Genomic DNA, 17,915 nt, shown 5'->3' with positions numbered 1-17,915 from the left:
AAGCGCTATCGGGTCTTCACAACCAGCACCGTTTGGGAGCATGAAGATCCCACATGGGACAGATTTGAAGTTGGGGGCATGTAACGCCAACCCTTCCGGAGGTAGTTGGTGCAGGACCACGTATCTCGGACAGACTGGCTGGGTTCTTGATCGGTATTTGATCCGTCGTTGATCGTCATTTGAGCCACTGCCGTTATCCCGCCATCGGCGTGAGATCGGGCAGCCGCAGTGGGTCTGGTCGTCGGCGGCCCGTCGCGGCGGCAACCGCACGCATGCGATGTCCAGATCAGACGCGCTTCGTGGGGCGGCCAGCAAAACGTTTGGCGGCGGTCGTCCTTTCCGCGCGCAGAACCTCCCGCATTCCCGCCGAAAACCAGCACCTTCGCCTCTCGTTCCTCTGCCCCCGATCCGGCAATCTGACGGCCTATCCAAGAGCCATCGGGTGTCCCTTCATGCGTCCAGTCCGAATCGTGTGGGTGCTCCTTGCCGGAGCGTGTGCCGCGCCGCCGCTCGCTGCCTGGTCCGGGGTCGCTCCCGGCGCCACTCCAGGCACCCCCCTCGGCGCCGACGCCCCCGCCATCCGCCGCCTGGCCCGCCTGCCGATTCAGGGCCTTCAGGCGGTGGAGACCACCGACGGCCAACTGCTGTACGTCTCCGACAACGGCCGCTACCTGATTCGCGGCACTGCCTATGACCTGTGGCACGGCGCGGAACTGACCTCCCTCGCCCAAGAGGAAGACCTGGCCGGGCGGATCGACCTCAAGCGGCTCAAGCTCGATCCAGCCGATCTGGGCGCGCTCGCCACCGGGACCGGACCGACGGTGCTGGCCTTCGTCGACCCGCATTGCCCGCACTGCGCGGACCTGCTGGCCGATCTGCCGTCGCTCACCGCCCGGTACCGGTTCCGACTGATCCCCCTGCCCATCGGCACAGAGTCGCAGGCGGCCGTCCTGGCCCTGCACTGTCTGGCGTCGACCGACCCCGCGGTGGCGCTCAAGGCGCTGTTCGAGCATACCGATCTGCCGCCCGGCAGCACGACTGGCTGTGGTCAAGGGACCGCCCAGCGTGCCCTGGTCACCGCGCAACTGCTCGGCGTACGCGGCACCCCCTTTCTGATCGCGCCCGACGGGCGTCTCCACCAGGGGCGCCCGGGGGACCTGGCCGGTTGGCTCGCGGAGGGCGGGACCGCTGGGGCAGGGGAGGGCGGCCAATGATCCGCGCACTCCGGCCGTGGCCAGGACCGCTCGCCCTGATCGCCAGCGTCGCGGCGGTACTCGCCGGCTGCGGGGGCGACAACACTCGCTACGCCTGCGCCGGCTACCCCAGCACGCCTCTGTGCCTGCCGCCGTCCGCGATCTATGGAATGACACAAGGCTCGGGTCCGGCCCCGACCGCCGAGCCGCGCCCGGGCACCTTGGGCGTCGCCGTCCGGAGCGGGAACCAAGCGCCATGGGCCGCCGACAACGGCCGCAGCCCCCCAGGAGCAAGACGATGAAGACCATACCCCGAAACGTTCTGCTCGCCGTAGCCGGCACCGCGGCCTTGCTCGCTGGCTGCGCCTCGACCACAAAGCCCGGTAGCCCGTCCCCGCAACCGGTCGTCGGCGATCAGCGTCCCGCCGAACTCACGCCGCGGCGCGCGCCCTCCAAGACGATGGAGGTGTGGATCGCTGCCTGGGAAGACGGCCGCGGCGATTTGCACGCCCCGTCCACCGTCTATGTCGAGGTCGACCCCACCCGCTGGACCTACGGCGACGGGTCGGTATCCCCGCGCTACACCGTCCTGCGCCCGCTCCAGGTCGAGGAACGCGCACCGCCCATGGACACCCGCGGCACCGAGGCGATGGCGCCCGCGGCCCGGCCACCGGCGGTGCCGCCCGCGACCCGGCGCGGGGCCTGAAGAACACCGTGGTCCGGTGCCTCGCATCGGGCAATCGGCCGCCGGTCTACCGGCATACGCGTAACCCCAACCTTCAAGATGAGGAGATCGATGGAACCAATCGCACTTCTAGCCGGGCCGTCGCCCCGGCATCTGACCCTGCTGCTTGCGCTGTGCGCACTCGGCGCCGCCATGCTGGTGGCGAACACCGCCGTCGCCGGTACCGGCGGCGCCGAGTTCACCCCGCTCTACACCACCCTGACCGGCTGGATGACCGGCTTTCTGGGCCGCGTCATCGCCGCCGTGTTCATCATCGTCGGCCTGGTGGCGGGCGTGACCCGCGGCTCGGTGATGGGCTTCGTCATGGGCGTGGCGGCGGGCACCGGGCTGTTCCTGGCCCCCGACATCATCGACGCCACGGTCTCGGCGACGCTGCCGATCGTGGCCTAGGCCAGATGCGCGGGAATCACCGGCCCATCCCGGCCGAGCACCGGCGGGAAACCGTCGACGGCAACCCGGCTTTCATGCCCCGTCATTCAATCACCGTCCCCGCCGTGGTGTGGTCCGTCCTCGCCCCGCTGTCGCCGGTCGAGCGCGACCGGATGCTGGCCGCGGCCTTGGCGCCCCGGCGGTCCGCCCATGACCGCGTGCTGGTCCGTGACCCCGGCGACCGCCCGCTCGCCCCCTGCACGGCGGCGCGGGCCCGCCAGTTGGTGAAGCGCGCGGGTGCCGAATGGGTGTCCTACCTGCCCCCGGTGATCCGCCTCACCGGGACCGCGAACGGAGCGTCCCGATGATCCACCGCCACTTTCGCGGCCCCCGCGCGGCCGAACTGTTTCCGGTGCTGGCCTATGCTCCGGACCGGCAGTTGTTCTTCCTCGACGACCGCTCGCTCGGCTTCGGCTATGTCTGCGAGCCGCTGGCGAGCGCGGATCGCGCCCAGGCTGACCGGCTGTCGGTGCTGCTCAATCTCGACTGGCCGCCCGAGACCCTGCTGCAGGTCGTGCTGTGGGCCTCGCCCGATCTGGAAGAGAAGCTGGCGCGGATGCAGGCGCTGCGCCTTGGGCATGGGGATGAACTGCTGCGCGAGGCGACGCAGCGGTCCGTGGCGTTCCTGCGGGCGGGCGCCGAAGCGCCGCTGGGACCGGGCAGCGACCTGCGGCTGCGCGATCTTCAGGTCATCGTCACCGTCAAGCTGCCGCTGGCCGATGCGCTGCCCAGCGCGCACGAACACCGCGAGGCGGCGGAATTGTTCGCCACCGCGCAGCAAGTGCTCACGACGGCCGGGCTGCGGCCGGTGCCGCTCGATGCGGACCGCTATGTACGCATCATGTCGAGCCTGCTCAACTGGGACCCGCGGGCCGGCTGGCGCGATCGCATCGTCCCCGAGTGCGATCCGCACCGGCTGATCCGCGAACAGTTTCTGGATCTCACCCACGCCCTGGAGAGCGATGCCACCGGGATCACCCTGGGCGCGCACCGCGCCCAAGCCTTCTCGGTCAAGCGCTTCCCCGACCGGGTGGCCTTTGGGTTGGCGTCGCGGTATCTGGGGGACGTGGTGTCCGGGACGCGGGGGATTCGCCACAACGTGCTGGTGAGTCTGACCGTGCGCTTCCCCGACCCGGAAGCGGCACGGGTCACGCTCACCGCCAAGCGGCAATGGGCGACGCACCAGGCCCTGGGTCCCATGGTCAACTATCTGCCCGCCCTGGGCCGCACCAAGGCGGGCTATGACGCCCTGTTCCACTGTCTGGACAACGGGGACCGACCGGTCCAGTGCTATCTGGGCCTGCTCCTGTTCACCCCCCTGGCGGAGGCGACCGCGGCCGGCTCCAATCTGCGCACCTATTGGCGCGAACTGGGGTTCCAGGTCATGCCGGACCAGTATTTCGCGCTGCCGCTGTTCCTGCACTGTCTGCCGTTCGGGGCGGACCGCGACGCCATCCCGCACTTGATGCGCTACCGCACCATGGCCGCCAGCCACGCGACGACCCTGCTGCCGGTGTTCGGCGACTGGAAGGGGACGGGGGAGGCGGTGCTGCAACTGGTGGGACGCGCCGGACAGTTGATGGACCTGAACCTGTTCGACTCGGCGACCAACTACAACGCGGTGGTCGCCGCCTCCTCCGGCTCGGGCAAGTCGTTCCTCGCCAACGAGGTCATTGCCACCAATCTGAGTGTCGGCGGCCGGTGCTGGGTGATCGACGTGGGGCGTTCCTATCTCAATCTGTGCGAGGCCCTGGACGGGCAGTTCATCGCCTTCACGCGCGACGCCCAACTCTCGATCAATCCCTTCGCCCTGATCGTCGACTGGGCCGAGGAGGCCGATGTCATCGCCGCCCTGGTGACCGCCATGGCCGCGCCGACCGAGCCGCTGACCGACTTCCAGACTGCCGGGTTGAAGCGCGTGCTCAAGACCCAGTGGGATGCACGGGGCCGCGCCATGACCATCGACGCCATCGCCGAGGCGTTGGCCGCCTGTGAGGACCTGCGCCTGAACGATGTCGGTCAGCAGTTGTATCCCTTCTCGTCGGCCGGCGAGTACGGTCGCTTCTTCCATGGCGAGAACACCATCGCCTTCAACGCCAACCTGGTGGTTCTGGAATTGGAGGAACTGAAAGGTCGCAAGCACCTGCAGCAGGTCATCCTGCTGATCCTGATCTATCAGATCCAGCAGGCGATGTACCTGGGGGAGCGCGGCCAGCCGAAGCTGGTGTTCATCGACGAGGCCTGGGACCTGCTGACCCAGGGCGACGTGGCCAAGTTCATCGAGGCGGGGTACCGACGCTTCCGCAAATACTTCGGGGCGGCGATCACGGTCACCCAAAGCCTCAACGACCTCTACACCAACCCCACCGGCCGGGCGATTGCCGACAACAGCGCCCACACCTTGCTGCTGGCCCAGCCATCCCAAGCCATCGATCAACTCCGCGCGGAGAACCGATTACCGATGTCGGAGGCCGGTGCGGAGTTGCTCAAATCGGTGCACACGGTCCCCGGTGCCTATTCCGAGATCATGGTCCTCACCGACCGCGGCGCGGGCATCGGCCGACTGGTGGTGGATCCGTTCCGGCGCCTGCTCTACAGCACGCGGCCGAACGATGTGTCGGCGATTCGGGCGTTACGCCGGGAGGGGCTGACGGTGCGCGATGCGATCGATCGGTTGCTGCAACGGGGGGCCGGTCATGGGGCCTGACGCGTTCCCGGAACGCTCGGCAGCGCCGGAGACTGCGCGCCGGCCGGGAATCGGGGTCGGCGGGCTGCTGCTGGGTCTGTGCGTCTGCCTCTGCACGCTGGCCAGCGGCTATCTGGGCGCTTGGCTCCAGGTCCGCCCGCTCGTCGCGGACCTCGCAACTCGCCCGCCGGTCATCATCCTCGACGCCCGCGACGTGCTACAGGGACTCCCCGCCGATCAGGTCGGTGCGGTCATCGCCCGGCAGCGGGCGCTCGCGCGCCGATTGGCCGATGGCGGGGTGCTGGTGCTCGACCGCCAGGCGGTGGTCGAGGCCCCAGCCGCGCTCGTTGTCCGTACCGGACCGGAAGCGCCTGGTCAGGAGGGGCGCCCGTGATCAACCGGATGGCGTCACGCCGCTTCCTCGTCCGCGCCGTACTGGCTCTGCTCATTCTCGCCGCGTTGGGCCTTTACCTGGGCACCCGCTTTCGCATCGGCATCGACAGCCAGGTGCACAAGTGCCTGCCGCCTTACAGCGTCTGGCTGATCGACCGCTACGACCGGCAGCCCGAGAGGGGTGCAACCTTCAGCTTCTTCGCCGGGGTGGCCATGCAGCCCTTCTTCGCCCCTGGCCAGATCGTGGTCAAGCGGCTGGTGGGACTGCCCGGGGATCACGTTGCCGTGACGCCCGAGCGGACGGCGGTGAACGGGGTGCCGGTCGGGGAGGGGTTGGCATTGGCCCCCGCCTTGGGGCAACTGCCGGAGGCCTTCGTCCGGGAACAATCCGTCCCGGCGGATGCGGTCTGGATGATGGGCGGCACACCCGACAGCTTCGACTCGCGCTATTGGGGGCCGCTGCCGATGGCGCAAATCCTGGGGCGGGCCTATGCGCTCTATTGATACGCTGGTTCTGGCGCTGGTGGCAATCCTGGCGACCCTCAGCGCGCCATTCGCACGCGCCGCTGGCGATCCCGAGGGGTTGCGTGCCTTGCGCGACCAGGCCCAGGCCATCGGCTCCGCGGCCGAGACGGCGCCGCTGCCGGCGTGGTTGCACCAAACCCAGGACCCCGCCGCAACCGCCGCGGGCGAAGCCCTGGGGAAGGAGTCCCTGACGCGGATGCAGGCGACCCCGCCGGACGTTGCCGCGTGCCGCGACCTGGGCCAACTGTGCGGTGCTGACACGGCCGCCGCGGCGTTGGCGGCGGGCCAACCCACTACGCAGGGGGTTATCTACACCGTCTTCGTCACCCGCGCGCTCGGCACCGAGGCCCTGCGGGCGATCTTCCGCGAGGCCGCGGGGGCGGACGTGCGCATCGTCTTCCGCGGCGTCGCGCCCGGCGAGCGCCTGATGGATGCCATTCGCGCGATCCATGCGCTCCTGGACGGCATCGATCCGCTGCCCAATGTCGAACTCGATCCCACACCATTCCGCGACCACGCCGTCGAAACCGCCCCGGTCATCGTTGCCGCCGGTCCCGACGGGGTGGTGGCCCGGGTCACCGGGCTGTCCGCCCCGGACTGGCTGCGCCAGCACATCCGCACCGGTGCCCACGGTGACCTGGGGGTGCGCGGGCCGTTGGTCGCTATCAGCGAGCCGGACCTGATCGAGGAGTTGCAACGGCGTCTGGCCGCGCTCGACCTCGGTGCCCTGCGCGAGGCGGCAAACAAGCGCTACTGGCACCGCGCCGCGTTCGAGGCGCTTCCCACGGTCAGGGAAACCCGCGAGCGCACCATCGAACCCACCATCACCGCCAGCGCGGACCTGGTGCTGCCGGACGGTACCAAACTGATCCAGGCCGGCCAGACGGTGAACCCGCTGGCGCATCTGCCCTTTACCCAGCGCCTGATCGTCTTCGATGCCGCCGACCCCGGCCAGGTCCTCACCGCGCAGCGGCTGGGCGAGACCGCCGGGCCGCGCCCGCTGTACCTGGCGTCCGGGCTCGACCGCGCCCAGGGCTGGGAGGGCCTGCGCGCCGTCGAGGACCGCCTGGATGCCCCGGTCTATCTGTTGACGCCCGATGTGCGCGCCCGCTTCGCCCTGGAGCGGGTCCCGGCCCTGGTCGAGGCGCAGGGACGGGTGTTCCTGGTGCGCGAGGTCCCGCCCGAGCGCGGGCCGGAGGCGCGGTAATGGCGGGGCTCCGGGCGGTGCCAAGTTCGGGCGGTCGGGTGCGGTCGCAGCCGGTGATGCTCGTGGCATTGTGCCTGGTCGTTGTCTGCGCCACGGCGCGCGCATCCGACCCCGGCTGTCCCGACGCCCAACTCTTCTCCGGCAAGCTGATCACCGATATCTGCTGGGCCTGCCTGTTCCCGGTGCGCATCGCCGGGATGCCGATCGGCGGCGGGCGGGTGCCGGCGGGGGCCTCGGACCAACCCCTGTGTTCCTGCCCTGACACCCTGGGGGTTCCGCACCCCGGGATGACCATCGGGATGTGGGAACCGGCGCGGATCGTGGAGCTGACCGCGGCTCCCGGCTGCTCCCCGGCTCTCGGCGGCATCCGCTTGCCGCTGGGCAGCCGGCGTCTGCTCGGGACCGAGGGCAAGGGTGCCTACAACACGGACGACATCGCCTTCCACCACTATCACTGGTACGCCTTTCCTCTGCTGATCTTGCTCGATCTGTTCTTCGAGGACCGGTGCAACGCCGATGCCCTGATGGATTTCGACATCCTCTACCTGTCGGAGCTCGACCCGACCTGGAATAGCGCGGAGCTGGCGTTCTTCGTCAATCCGGAAGCCGCCTGGTTGGCCAATCCGGTGGCCCTGGCCGCCTGTCTGGCCGACGGTGCCGCGGCGACCGCGGGCAGCCCGATCGACGAACTCTTCTGGTGTGCGGGAACCTGGGGACACCTCTACCCCTTCACCGGGGTGCAGCCCAGCCTGGGCTCCCTGCCGCGCGAGACCAGTCTGGATGCGGCCCGCTCGCTGGCGGCCCTGCATCGCCGGGGGCTGGCACGCCGCACCATGGGCGCGGATGCCGCCTGCGGTGCCCCCATCGACCCCTTCATCAAGAAGAGCCAGTACCAACTGTCGATGTTCTATCCGCTGCCCGAGACCCAGCGCGCCCATGTGATCGGCGAAAGTACCTTCCGCTGGGGCGAGTGGCGCAGCATCCCGGGTCCGGGCGAGCACCATCTGTACCTGTTGTGGCGCTGGAATGACTGCTGTCTGTCGGTCTTCTAGCCGGGGCTGGGGGACTCGGGTTCTTGCCGGTGCCTTGAGCGTTGCCGTCGCCTGGGTTCCCTGGGCGCTGGTGTGGGGCGATGCCTTGCAGGACGCGGCACAGGTCGGTCAGGCCGCGGGCACCCAGGCGCGCAACGCCTTCGCGGTGCCGACCGCGAGCGGCAACACCCTGAGCCTGTTTCCCGGCACCCCCGGTGGCGCGTTGTCGTTCAGCACCCTGTTTCCTGGTTCGCAGAACGGCAACCCCGGCGATTTCAGCGCGCTCTTCGGGAATGATACCGGGACCATCGTCCAGGGCCAGCACGCCCAATCCGGCCTGCTGAGCGAGGATTCCGCCACCGGCGCGGCCTACCGCACCCTGCGCGAAACGGTCGACCACTCCCGTCCGGATATGCGCCTGGACCCCCTGTGGTCCCAGACCGACGACGTGAACACCCACTTCGCCGAGATCAGCCGAACCTTCGCGGACTGCTCGGTGAACACCAGCTTCAATCAGAGTGAGCGGCACACCCATGTCCCGGACTATCGGACCTGCGACCGATTGGAGGACCGTGGCGGGTCCTGCTCGCTGTTCCATGACTATACGATCGTGGCCCTGGTCACCACCTGGGGCGGGGCGACGATGCAGTCCTGTGGGAGCGGCTGCACCCAGGTCGTCTATCGCCATGCGGAGACGCCGCACGAACTGATGGGCAACAACTACCCGCCGTACGCCGCACCCCAGACCTTCGGCTACACGGTCAGCGACAGCAGCTGGATCAGCGCGGCGTCGGTCTCCATTGCGGCGCGCGCAGCCCCGTCGCTGTGGTTCCAGATCGATCAATATACCGAGCGCTACACCGTCGCGTTCGATGGGTATGCGTTCGCGGATGCGAGCACCGAGACGTTCGACCAGGTGAATCGCCCCGACATCACCCTGGATTGGACTGCGCAGCTGAAGGACGGCGCCTCCTTCACGATCGGCAACGACTACAGCTTTCGCACCACGGGTCCACGGGAGTGGTGGCGGGCCTCCGCCGCCTACACCGTGACCGTCACCCTGAGGCATCCGCCGTTGGTGCAGGACCGCGGTTGGTCGGACAACCCCCAGTGCGTCGCCATGGCCAACGCCCTGGCGGTGAATGGCGGTTTCTGCCAGGGCAGCATCACCTGTCGTGGTGCCCCGGCGCTGGACGGCAACGGGTGCTACGCCGGTGCCGGCGCGCCCCTCTGTGCCGGGGACTTTCCGCCATCGCCCATCCCCAGCCAGAGCCCGTTCTGCACCCAGCTCGATGTATCCGCCGACTGCTCGGGTTTCAACCGCGGCCAGATGGCGTGCTGGACCGACCCCCAAGGCCATGCGCAATGCCCGTTCAATGAGGGGAACAGCCCGACCGATTGCACCGAGCTTGAGCAGAATCCGCAGTGCGGCTTCATCAAGTCCGTCTGTGTGGAGGGGGCGCAGGATGCCAACGGCCACTGTTACCTGCACGAGGAGACCTGGGACTGCGGGACGCTCCACGCCATCCCGGTGCTCGACCGGCGATCCACCATGGACTGCGCCGGACCGGTCCGCTGTCTGGGGACCGAATGCGTGACCTTCCCGGGCGAGCAATCGGCGGACTTCGCCAAGGCGGTTGCCGCCCTGCAGGCCGCGCAGATGGCGGCCGCCGACCTGCAGTGCGACCCCGGTGGGCGCTGTGTGGTCTTCTCCGGCGAGCCCCGTGAGTGTAAGCGGGCGGTGGGCGGCATCGTCAACTGCTGCAACACGCCGGGCAATGCCGCGCTGGGCGACTATCTGACCCTGGTGTTCGCCACCATGAAGCTCGACAACGCGGTCATGGGTCTGGACAGTGGCAGCGCCGTGCGCGGCGCCTGGGAGACCCTGCGCGGTCCGATCGCCGATACCTACAGTGCGGTGACCGAAGCCTTTTCCTCGGCCGCCAACACCCTGATGGGCAACACCACGGCGGCGGCCACGGACTCGGCCCTGAACGCCGGGCTGGCGGAAGTCACCGACGGTCTGATGATGCAGACGGCCGAGTGGACGGCGCAGGTCTTCGGCGATGCCGCGGCCAACACCCTGTTTGTGGCGGCGGACGGCGCCGGTGCCGCGGTGACCAATGGTGTGGCGGCCAACGGCGGGGTGGCGTTCGCCCCGCTGATCGGGAGCATCCTGAGTGTGGTCATGTGGGCCTATGCGATCTACCAGATCGTGATGGTCCTGATCAAACTGATCTGGACCTGCGAGCAGGATGAGTTCGAGTTGGGGGCCAAGCGGGAACTGAAGTCTTGCGTTCGGGTCGGCGGTTACTGCCGCAGCGATGTCCTGGGGATCTGCATCGAGAAGCGCGATGCCTACTGCTGCTTCAACACCCCGTTGGCGCGCATCCTCAACGAACAAGTCCGGCCGCAGTTGGGACGCGACTGGGGGGACCCCAAGGCCCCGGATTGCCTGGGGATCGACGTGGCGGACTTCAGTCGGGTCGACTGGAGTCGGGTGAACCTCGACGAGTGGTTGGCGATCCTGGTGCAGACCGGGCATTTTCCGACCCTGGACAAGCTCGGGATCGATGCCCTCACCGGCAGCGGCAGCGCCTTGGCGGTGGATGGGCAGCGGGCGAATGCGGCCCAGCGCAGCACCGAGCGGGTCGATGGGTTGGACGCCGAGCAGTTGCGGCTGGATGCCGGGAGCGCGGCGTGGGGTGGGGTGTTACCGGGGTTGCCGGGGGGGAGGTGACGGCGTGACTGCCGGCCGCGGAGCGGCGCGTCCGTCACCCACCGCGTTGTTCTCGTCGGGCCGGTCGCTGAGGGACGCCAGCATCGTCCCACGGCTTCAACGGTCGGCGATGACGGTGACCACCACGCTGCGCCGGTCGCGCGGACCATCGAACTCGCAGAAGAACAGATTCTGCCAGGTCGACAACCCGAGCGTGCCGTCGCTCAGGGGCACGGTCTCCGAGGGGCCGACCAATCCCGCCTTGAGATGCGCATCGCCGTTGCCGTCCTGCTGGTCGTGCCGCCATACGCCCTTGGGGATCTGCTTGGCAAGGAAGGCGATGACATCCTCCTGCACGCTCTCGTCCCAGTTCTCCTGGATCATGATCGCCGCGGTCGCGCCCTGGGCATAGACATGGACCAGGCCGTCGCGGATGCCGCTGCGCGCCACGACGGCCTGCACCTGACGGGTGATGTCGACCAGTTCCTGGTCGCGGTGGGTCGGGAAGTGGATAGTGTCGCGCATGGTCCTGCGCTCCTGGGGTGCGGGCCGAGGGAGCCGAGCGGCGGCGGGATCAAACTGGGGCTTTTCGTCAAATACGGGTTCATGCGCCGATTCAAGCCCGCCCTTCATCGCCCATCGGGCGACATCGTGGCAGGCACGGCCTTCTTCGGAAACGGTGTCTCGCCGCCCGCGGCTGCCGCCCCGGTGTTCGTGGTAGCTGTCCTTTGGGGCTCTTGGGGCGCACGGGGTGGCTGTAGCGGTTGCTGCGGCGGTATGACCGATCCCGGTGTCGGTGGTTCACTGGGTGCGGTGAGGCTAAGGCGGCGCCTCATGGAAGGATCGGTCCATAGCCAGATCCCAAGTCCAATCGCCAGGACCAGCAGGCAGCCGAGTGCGATCCGCGCGATGGCCCTCAATGGCCGCTTCTTGACTCCGTCGCCGACCGTCGCCGGGATACGTTCCATGACACCTTCCGTCTGGCACTGGATCACCGCCGCGGTAGCATTGTCCTGGGTGTCCCACGCTTTGGCTCTAATCGCGGCGATCAGAGCGTCGGTGGCCGGTTGGGCGTCAAGAGTAAGAGCCTGCTGCAACTCGGCTTCACCGAGCACACCATGAACGCCGTCGCTACACAGCAACAGCCGGTCACCAGCGGCCAGCGCGAGTGGGCGCAAGTTGCAGTCGACCTTGGGGATCTCCGCCATGCCCACGAAGCAGGTAAGGGCGTCGTGGTCCGGGTCGCTCGCGGCAGTCTCCCGGCTCAATTCCCCAACCGCGACCCGCAGCAGCAACTCGTTGCCGTGGTTGTGGTCTTCGGTGCACTGGGTGAGCGAGCCGTCGGCGTGACGGTAGAGATAGAGCCGGCTGTCGCCGACCGCCACCCAGTACAGGTCGTCGCCCCGCACCGCCGCGGCGACCAGTGTGGTGCCGACGTTGCCCTCGCCCTCGCTTGCGCACGCCAGGTCATGGACCGCCCGGTTTGCGGTCGTCAGTCCCCGCATCAGGGCGTCGGGGATGGACTCATCCGGGCGTTTCTCCAGGTAAGCAGCCATCATCTGCTGCACCGCTAGGCGGCCCGCCTCCCGGCCGTTACTCATGCCGCCCATGCCGTCCGCCAACACCGCCAGCACTCCGGCGTGGGCGCGGAAGGATTCTCGGTCGAATCCGGCAAAGCCGAATGAATCCTGTTGTTCCTCGCGCCGGCCGATCCACTGCGCATTGCCCGGTCGAAGCTCCATCACCGCCCCCCTCAGGTGTCCGCGTGCTCTAAGAGGTGAACACGGAACTCGCTGCCGCCGATGCGCAACAGGTCCCCGTCGTGAAGGGGATGGGGATCGCCGATGGCGACCCCGTTCAGGAAGGTCTGATTGGTCGAACCCAGGTCCTCCAGCACCACCTGTCGGCCTTGGAACGCCAGCCGGGCGTGCCGGGTCGAGACCCGATCGTCTTCCGGCAGCGCCAGGGCACAACCGGCGTCACGGCCGATCAGGGCCGTGGGCGCCAGGCTCACGCGCACCTCCTGGCCGCGGCGGGGACCGTGCATGAAGGTCAGGTGCACCGTGCGGGTGGCCGTGGCCTGCGCCGGTGCCGGGGAGAGGATCGGGCTGGGGGCGTTCGCGGGTTCTGATTTCGGCACCGGTGTCACCGCCTGCGCAGCCGGGGTCTGAACCACCGCAGCCGATTCGCTGCGCGCGCGCCTGATCCGTAACAGCACCAACACCAGTGCCAGGAACCCTGCCAGGGCCAAGCCTGGGTAGACCCACCATCTCGATGCCTCGGTCGCCGGGGCCGCAGGTGCACCGCCGGGACTTCCAGCGGGGAGTGCGTCAGGATCCTGCGGCACTATACCGACCGGATACAGGCGCACATCCATCCCGTCGCTCAGCGTCAGACCGCCGCTGGTCAGGGCGATCTCGACACGGTAGCGATTGCCGTCCGGTACACAGGCGGCACAGCGCAGCCCGGCACGATAGACGTCTTTGATCCGTTGGCGCATGGCCGCCAAGGCCGCTGCCGGGTCACCGTTGCCGGCATCGACCAGCGAGCCCCCGGAGCGGCGTGCGAAACCGCCGAGTGCGGCGAGCCCGGCCTCACGCCGGGCGCGTTCACGGATGGCACCAAAGCCGATGCCGTAGATGGGCACCGCCCCGTCCGCCAGGTGGGCGAAGACCTCATCGGCCGTGACGCCGCCCGGGGCGTCGTCCAGTCCGTCGCTCAAGACCACGATTGCCCGTCGCGCCGGCAGCCCCGCCAGGCGTTGCCGCCCGAGATCCAGGGCATGCATCAGCGCGGCGTGCAGGTGGGTCTGCTGGTCCGTTGGTCCGAGAGAGTCGATGGCGGCAGAGAGCGCCGCCCGGTCCGTGGTGGGCGCGACCAGGGTGCGGACCTGCGAGCCGAATGCGATCAGTGCCGCCTGGTCCTGCGGCGCCAGGGCCGCGACCCAGTCCCGCAGGGCGCGGCGCAGTTGCTCGAAGCGGGGGGCGGCGATGGATTGGGAGCAATCCACCAGGAACAGATAGGTCACGCCCTCTCCGGTCTGCGCAAAGGGGGTGAAGCCTTCGACCTGGGCGGTCTGGGTACCGACCGTGGCATGGACTTGCGCCGCGGCGATGCCGGGGACCGCGGCGCCTGCCTCATCGCGGACTGCCACATAGGCGACCAGTAACGGCCCCTCGGCCAGGACTTGGGAGACCTGGAGGGTCGCCGGGGGGCCGCCGGCCGCGGCGCCCATGGCGCAGAGCGCGATCAGGCCGGTCAGACAGACGGCGAACAGACGGTGCAGGACCTTGCCGTTGGCGAGGGATTTCATAGCGACTGCTCAGGGCTCGAACAGTGCGTCCACCGAAGGCGCCATCAGCGCGCGGCGGATCAAGGGCCGCAGGCCCTGGGCGTCCATCCTGGCCAGCCGCTCGCGGACTTGCACATCGACCGCCCCGAAGCGGGTCTCCAGGATGTCGACAACACTCCCCGCCAGGGCGCGCGCCTCGCCGCGGGACTCACCGCGCGCCTCCCCGAGCCGGATGCCTTCGATCCGACCCCGTTCGATCCATTCTTGTGCTACGGTCATCTGCAATGCCTCCTCGCGCCCCGGCTTGGCGTTGGACAGCGCCTGCCGGAACGCGGCTTCAGTGGTCTTGTAGTGTCGGACAATATAGAGCAACACCTGTTGCTCCAGTAGGTCCCCGTCGGGCAGATCGCGCAGGATGCGCTCCAGCATCGGCGCACCGACCTGCCGCTCGAAGACGCCGCAGAGTGCGCCGAGTACCGCCCGCACCGCGCGATCAGCGGAGCGCTGCTCATAGGGGACGGGGCCGAGATCGCGCAGGTGATAGCGGAACTCGCGCTGCCCGGCCAGGATGTCGGCGTCCGCCGCGATGCAGTCCAGCACCGAGGTCGCCACGTCCCAGCGCGCTGCACCGTGGTATACCACCAGCGGGATGATCGGCGGCAGCGCGCGCAGCTTTCCCGCCTCTTTGCCCGCATAGCGCCGCCAGATCTGCACCATGTAACCAAGCAGTTGCAGCGGTGTGCCCGGATCGGGGGCGCTCTTGTGCTCCAGCAGGACATAGAGCAGTGCGGGGTACCCGTCGCGCAAGGTCACCTCAAACAACCGGTCGCTCTGGCTGTGGCGTAGCGCCGCATCAATGAAGGTGCCGTCGAGCAACCGCGGCGGCGAATCGCTCAGACGGTTCGCGATGGCCGCCGGCAACTGCTCGCGCAGGAGGGTGCCGGCCCGCGCGGGGTTTTCTAGCAGTGCGCGAAACAGCGCGTCATGCGGGTTGTTCATAGAACGCATAACCGTGTGCCTGGAATCGAGCGCTTGACGCCGTGGGCTTGGGTGGAGCAGCGACGAGGCCACCGACCTGTGACCCTGGAGATCGGGCTTCCGCCCGACGGCGGCGCTCGGGTTGCCGGACGAGGCCGGGTCGGACTGAAGTCCGGCCTTAACACGTGGGCGGGACGGGCTTTGCAACCCCGTTCCGAGTGCTTTGGGGCTCGCAGAAGACGCGACGCGTATGGTCATCGCCAGGAGTCAAACGTTCCGCCCTAACGCGCCGAGAATGCTGCCGCGCCATTTTGTTCACTTCCCTTGCTTGCTGAAACAACCAGCCTTAATGCAGTCCGCAAGAATCCGAGCTGATTCCCGCAAGGTACCGAGGTCCGGCCCATCTCCCGAATCCACTCCAGCTGACTCCGATTTGAGTTGTGTCGCCATCGAATCAAACTCGGCGCGGAAGCCGTCATCCTCCATCGCTTTCGCCTGTCTGTCCGTCAAGTTGAGCGATACCATCTTCTGTGTATCGAGCACGGCGAGGCGACGATTTCGCTCCGCCATCAACTGGAACCCCCGATCAGCTCGCACCCGTTCCAAATGGCGATTGAAGACGTCGGGTTCCAGATGGAATCCATAGGTCAGTGTACTGACTGGTGAGATCCGATCCCAAGGTAGCGGATTCGCCTGCAGGCGCTCACGCGGCAAGATCTGGCTATCGAACGGGAACACGATATCCGGCTCGATACCGCGCAGTTGTACACTGTCTCCGTTCATTCGATAGAACATGGCCATGGTCAAGCGCAGCCGGCCCAGGTCTTGTTTCTCATCGGTGACATAGCGGTTGAGATCCACAAGCGTCTGAATCGAACCTCTACCGAAAGTCGGTAGCCCAACGACAAGCCCGCGTTTAGTGTCCTGGATGGTTGCAGCAAGGATTTCCGAAGCGCCGGCGGTCTGATTATCAACGAGAATAGCCAGCGGGCCCGCAAAGGCCATACCTGGGTCCTGGTCCTCCTCCATGGTGACCTTGCCGGTCGTGTCTTTTACCTGCACTACCGGACCGGTGTCGATGAAGAGCCCGGTGAGCGAGGTCGCCTCGGCCAGCGAACCGCCGCCGCTGCCTCGCAGGTCGATGACAATGCCGTCGATGCCTTGCCCCGAGAGCTTGCCCAAGAGCTGGCGCACGTCGCGCGTGCTGCTCCTAAAGTCGCGCTGGCCGCGGGTCTCGGCATCGAAGTCGCGGTAGAAGGACGGCAGTTCGATGACCCCGATCTTCACCCCCGGGGCATTCGGGAAGTCGTCGATCACATAGTCCTTGGCCGCCTGGTCCTCAAGTCTAATCTCATTGCGTGCCAGCGCGACCTCACGGCTAACACCCTCCTTTCCGCCTGCCTGCGAGACGACCTGCAACCGCACCACCGAGCCCTTGGGGCCACGGAGCTTGTCCACCACGTCCTGTAGTCGCCAGCCGGCCACGTCCTCGATCTTGCCGCCCAAGCCCTGAGCCACGCCGATGATGCGGTCGCCGGCCGAGATCTGCCCGGACTCACGCGCCGGTCCGCCGGGGAGGGTGCGCTGGATGACGGTGCATTCGTTGTCGGAGCGCAGCACGACACCGATCCCTTCCTGGGACAGCTTCATGCTGATGTCGAAGTTGGCGGAGGTGGACGGGGACAAGTAGTTCGTATTCGGCTCGAGCGTCTCCGTGTAGGCGTTCATGAAGGACTGGAAGACGTCCTCGGCCGTAAACTGCTGGAGGCGCCGGGCCAGACTCCGGTAGCGCTGGCTGAGCCGCTCGCGGATGGCGTCGTCACTCTTTCCGGCGATGCGCAGGCTCAGGAAGTCGTTCTTGACGCGTTGGCGCCAGATCTCGTCGAGCTCAGCGCCGCTTTTCGCCCAGGGCGCCTTGGAGCGATCGAACTGGTAGGACTCGTCGACATTGAAGTCGAAGTTTCCGCTGAGCAAGGCGAGCGCATGCGCTACTCGTTCGTCGACACGCGTCCGGTAGACCCGGAAGGTGTCGAAGGCGGCGTCGAGCTCCCCGCGGCGCAGGCTGTCGTTGAGCCGAAGGGCACCCGACTGGACGCTCTCCACGTCCCGCGCCAGAAAGAAGGACCGGCTGGGGTCCAAGGCATCCAGATAGCTGTCCACCACGCCATGCGCGAAGGCGTCATCGAAGTTGGCCTTGCCGTAGTGATACCGCTCCAAGACCTTGTTGATGACAATGGCGGTCTTGGCTTGGGTCTGGCTTGGGAAGAGTTCGGCGAGCGCGGTGGCTTTCGTCCTCGGCATGGCCCCATCTTCGCGCTGGGCCGCAACCGGTTCTGCGCTAACCGCGGGTTGCCCGGATGGTGTTGCGCCAGCCGGGCGCGAGGTCTGATCTCCCTCAAGCTGGATTTGACCATAGTGGTACCAGCCGCCCAAGCTCACGACTGCCACGGCTGCGGCGAGCGCCGCCGGCCACAACCAGCGACGCGGGGCCGTGGCCGGTACCGTTGAATGTGCGGCGGTCTTTTTGGTCTTGGGCGGGGCCGAGGCTGCGGATCGAGCCGGGGGCTGCGCCGGGGCTGACGGCGGAGTCGGTGCAGCCGGCCCAGGGGCCGGACCGGGCTGCGGCGCCACTCCAATCCCCCATAACCGCGCCTGGAACCCCCGCACCGTCTGCGGGCGCTGCTCGGGGGCGAGGGACAGCGCCTCGCTCAGGGCGT

General features: G+C 68.1%; 15 protein-coding genes. 10 read left to right on the top strand and 5 right to left on the bottom strand.

What is annotated here, in order from left to right:
• Positions 1 to 452 precede the first annotated feature (452 nt).
• The 10 genes from QZY03_RS29275 to traN all read left to right on the top strand — a co-directional run bounded on the left by QZY03_RS29275 (position 453) and on the right by traN (position 10,949).
• Positions 453 to 1,214 carry a DsbC family protein gene (locus tag QZY03_RS29275; protein ID WP_295587464.1) on the top strand — a complete coding sequence of 254 codons (762 nt, stop codon included), beginning with the start codon at positions 453 to 455 and terminating at the stop codon, positions 1,212 to 1,214.
• 16 nt (positions 1,215 to 1,230) lie between these two features.
• Positions 1,231 to 1,899, top strand: a complete 669-nt coding sequence (locus tag QZY03_RS29270; RefSeq protein WP_363168397.1) for a TraV family lipoprotein — start codon at positions 1,231 to 1,233, stop codon at positions 1,897 to 1,899.
• 90 nt (positions 1,900 to 1,989) lie between these two features.
• Positions 1,990 to 2,328: a TraA family conjugative transfer protein gene (gene traA, locus QZY03_RS29265; protein ID WP_295587460.1), complete on the top strand. Its 339-nt coding sequence runs from the start codon at positions 1,990 to 1,992 to the stop codon at positions 2,326 to 2,328.
• A 5-nt stretch (positions 2,329 to 2,333) separates the two neighbouring features.
• Positions 2,334 to 2,675 (top strand): hypothetical protein, encoded by a 342-nt coding sequence (locus tag QZY03_RS29260; RefSeq protein WP_295587458.1) that lies wholly within the window; start codon positions 2,334 to 2,336, stop codon positions 2,673 to 2,675.
• Positions 2,672 to 5,074, top strand: a complete 2,403-nt coding sequence (gene traC / locus QZY03_RS29255) for a type IV secretion system protein TraC (RefSeq protein WP_295587457.1) — start codon at positions 2,672 to 2,674, stop codon at positions 5,072 to 5,074. Before QZY03_RS29260 ends, traC begins: the two co-directional genes overlap by 4 nt.
• Positions 5,064 to 5,447: a hypothetical protein gene (locus QZY03_RS29250; RefSeq protein ID WP_295587455.1), complete on the top strand. Its 384-nt coding sequence runs from the start codon at positions 5,064 to 5,066 to the stop codon at positions 5,445 to 5,447. The genes traC and QZY03_RS29250 overlap by 11 nt, the downstream gene beginning before the upstream one ends.
• Positions 5,444 to 5,950, top strand: coding sequence for a signal peptidase I (lepB, locus tag QZY03_RS29245; protein WP_295587453.1), 507 nt, complete (start codon positions 5,444 to 5,446; stop codon positions 5,948 to 5,950). The genes QZY03_RS29250 and lepB overlap by 4 nt, the downstream gene beginning before the upstream one ends.
• Entirely contained in the window at positions 5,937 to 7,178 is a 1,242-nt protein-coding gene (locus QZY03_RS29240; protein ID WP_295587451.1) for a TrbC family F-type conjugative pilus assembly protein, read from the top strand. Before lepB ends, QZY03_RS29240 begins: the two co-directional genes overlap by 14 nt.
• A 56-nt stretch (positions 7,179 to 7,234) precedes the next feature.
• Entirely contained in the window at positions 7,235 to 8,230 is a 996-nt protein-coding gene (locus QZY03_RS29235) for a TraU family protein (RefSeq protein WP_295587449.1), read from the top strand.
• A gap of 34 nt (positions 8,231 to 8,264) precedes the next feature.
• Entirely contained in the window at positions 8,265 to 10,949 is a 2,685-nt protein-coding gene (gene traN, locus QZY03_RS29230) for a conjugal transfer mating pair stabilization protein TraN (protein ID WP_295587447.1), read from the top strand.
• A gap of 96 nt (positions 10,950 to 11,045) precedes the next feature.
• Here traN and QZY03_RS29225 read toward each other — a convergent pair whose 3' ends face one another.
• From QZY03_RS29225 to QZY03_RS29205, 5 genes are all read right to left on the bottom strand, one after another.
• The gene (locus QZY03_RS29225; protein WP_295587445.1) at positions 11,046 to 11,453 is read right to left on the bottom strand and encodes a secondary thiamine-phosphate synthase enzyme YjbQ; all 408 of its coding nucleotides are present in this window, start codon (positions 11,451 to 11,453) and stop codon (positions 11,046 to 11,048) included.
• Between the two features lie 104 nt (positions 11,454 to 11,557).
• On the bottom strand, positions 11,558 to 12,670 hold the full coding sequence (locus QZY03_RS29220; RefSeq protein ID WP_295587443.1) for a protein phosphatase 2C domain-containing protein: 1,113 nt from the start codon (positions 12,668 to 12,670) through the stop codon (positions 11,558 to 11,560).
• Positions 12,671 to 12,681: 11 nt separating this feature from the next.
• Positions 12,682 to 14,241 (bottom strand): FHA domain-containing protein, encoded by a 1,560-nt coding sequence (locus tag QZY03_RS29215; protein WP_295587441.1) that lies wholly within the window; start codon positions 14,239 to 14,241, stop codon positions 12,682 to 12,684.
• A 9-nt stretch (positions 14,242 to 14,250) separates the two neighbouring features.
• Positions 14,251 to 15,219 carry an Rpn family recombination-promoting nuclease/putative transposase gene (locus tag QZY03_RS29210; RefSeq protein ID WP_295587439.1) on the bottom strand — a complete coding sequence of 323 codons (969 nt, stop codon included), beginning with the start codon at positions 15,217 to 15,219 and terminating at the stop codon, positions 14,251 to 14,253.
• Positions 15,220 to 15,513: 294 nt separating this feature from the next.
• Positions 15,514 to 17,499, bottom strand: a complete 1,986-nt coding sequence (locus QZY03_RS29205) for a carboxy terminal-processing peptidase (RefSeq protein WP_295587437.1) — start codon at positions 17,497 to 17,499, stop codon at positions 15,514 to 15,516.
• Between the last annotated feature and the right edge of the window lie 416 nt (positions 17,500 to 17,915).

Origin of the sequence: uncultured Lamprocystis sp. (genome assembly GCF_903933125.1) — a bacterium.
GTDB lineage: Bacteria > Pseudomonadota > Gammaproteobacteria > Chromatiales > Chromatiaceae > Thiodictyon.
The sequence above is the reverse complement of the archived record's forward strand: the minus strand, read 5'-3'. Positions and strand labels throughout refer to the sequence as shown.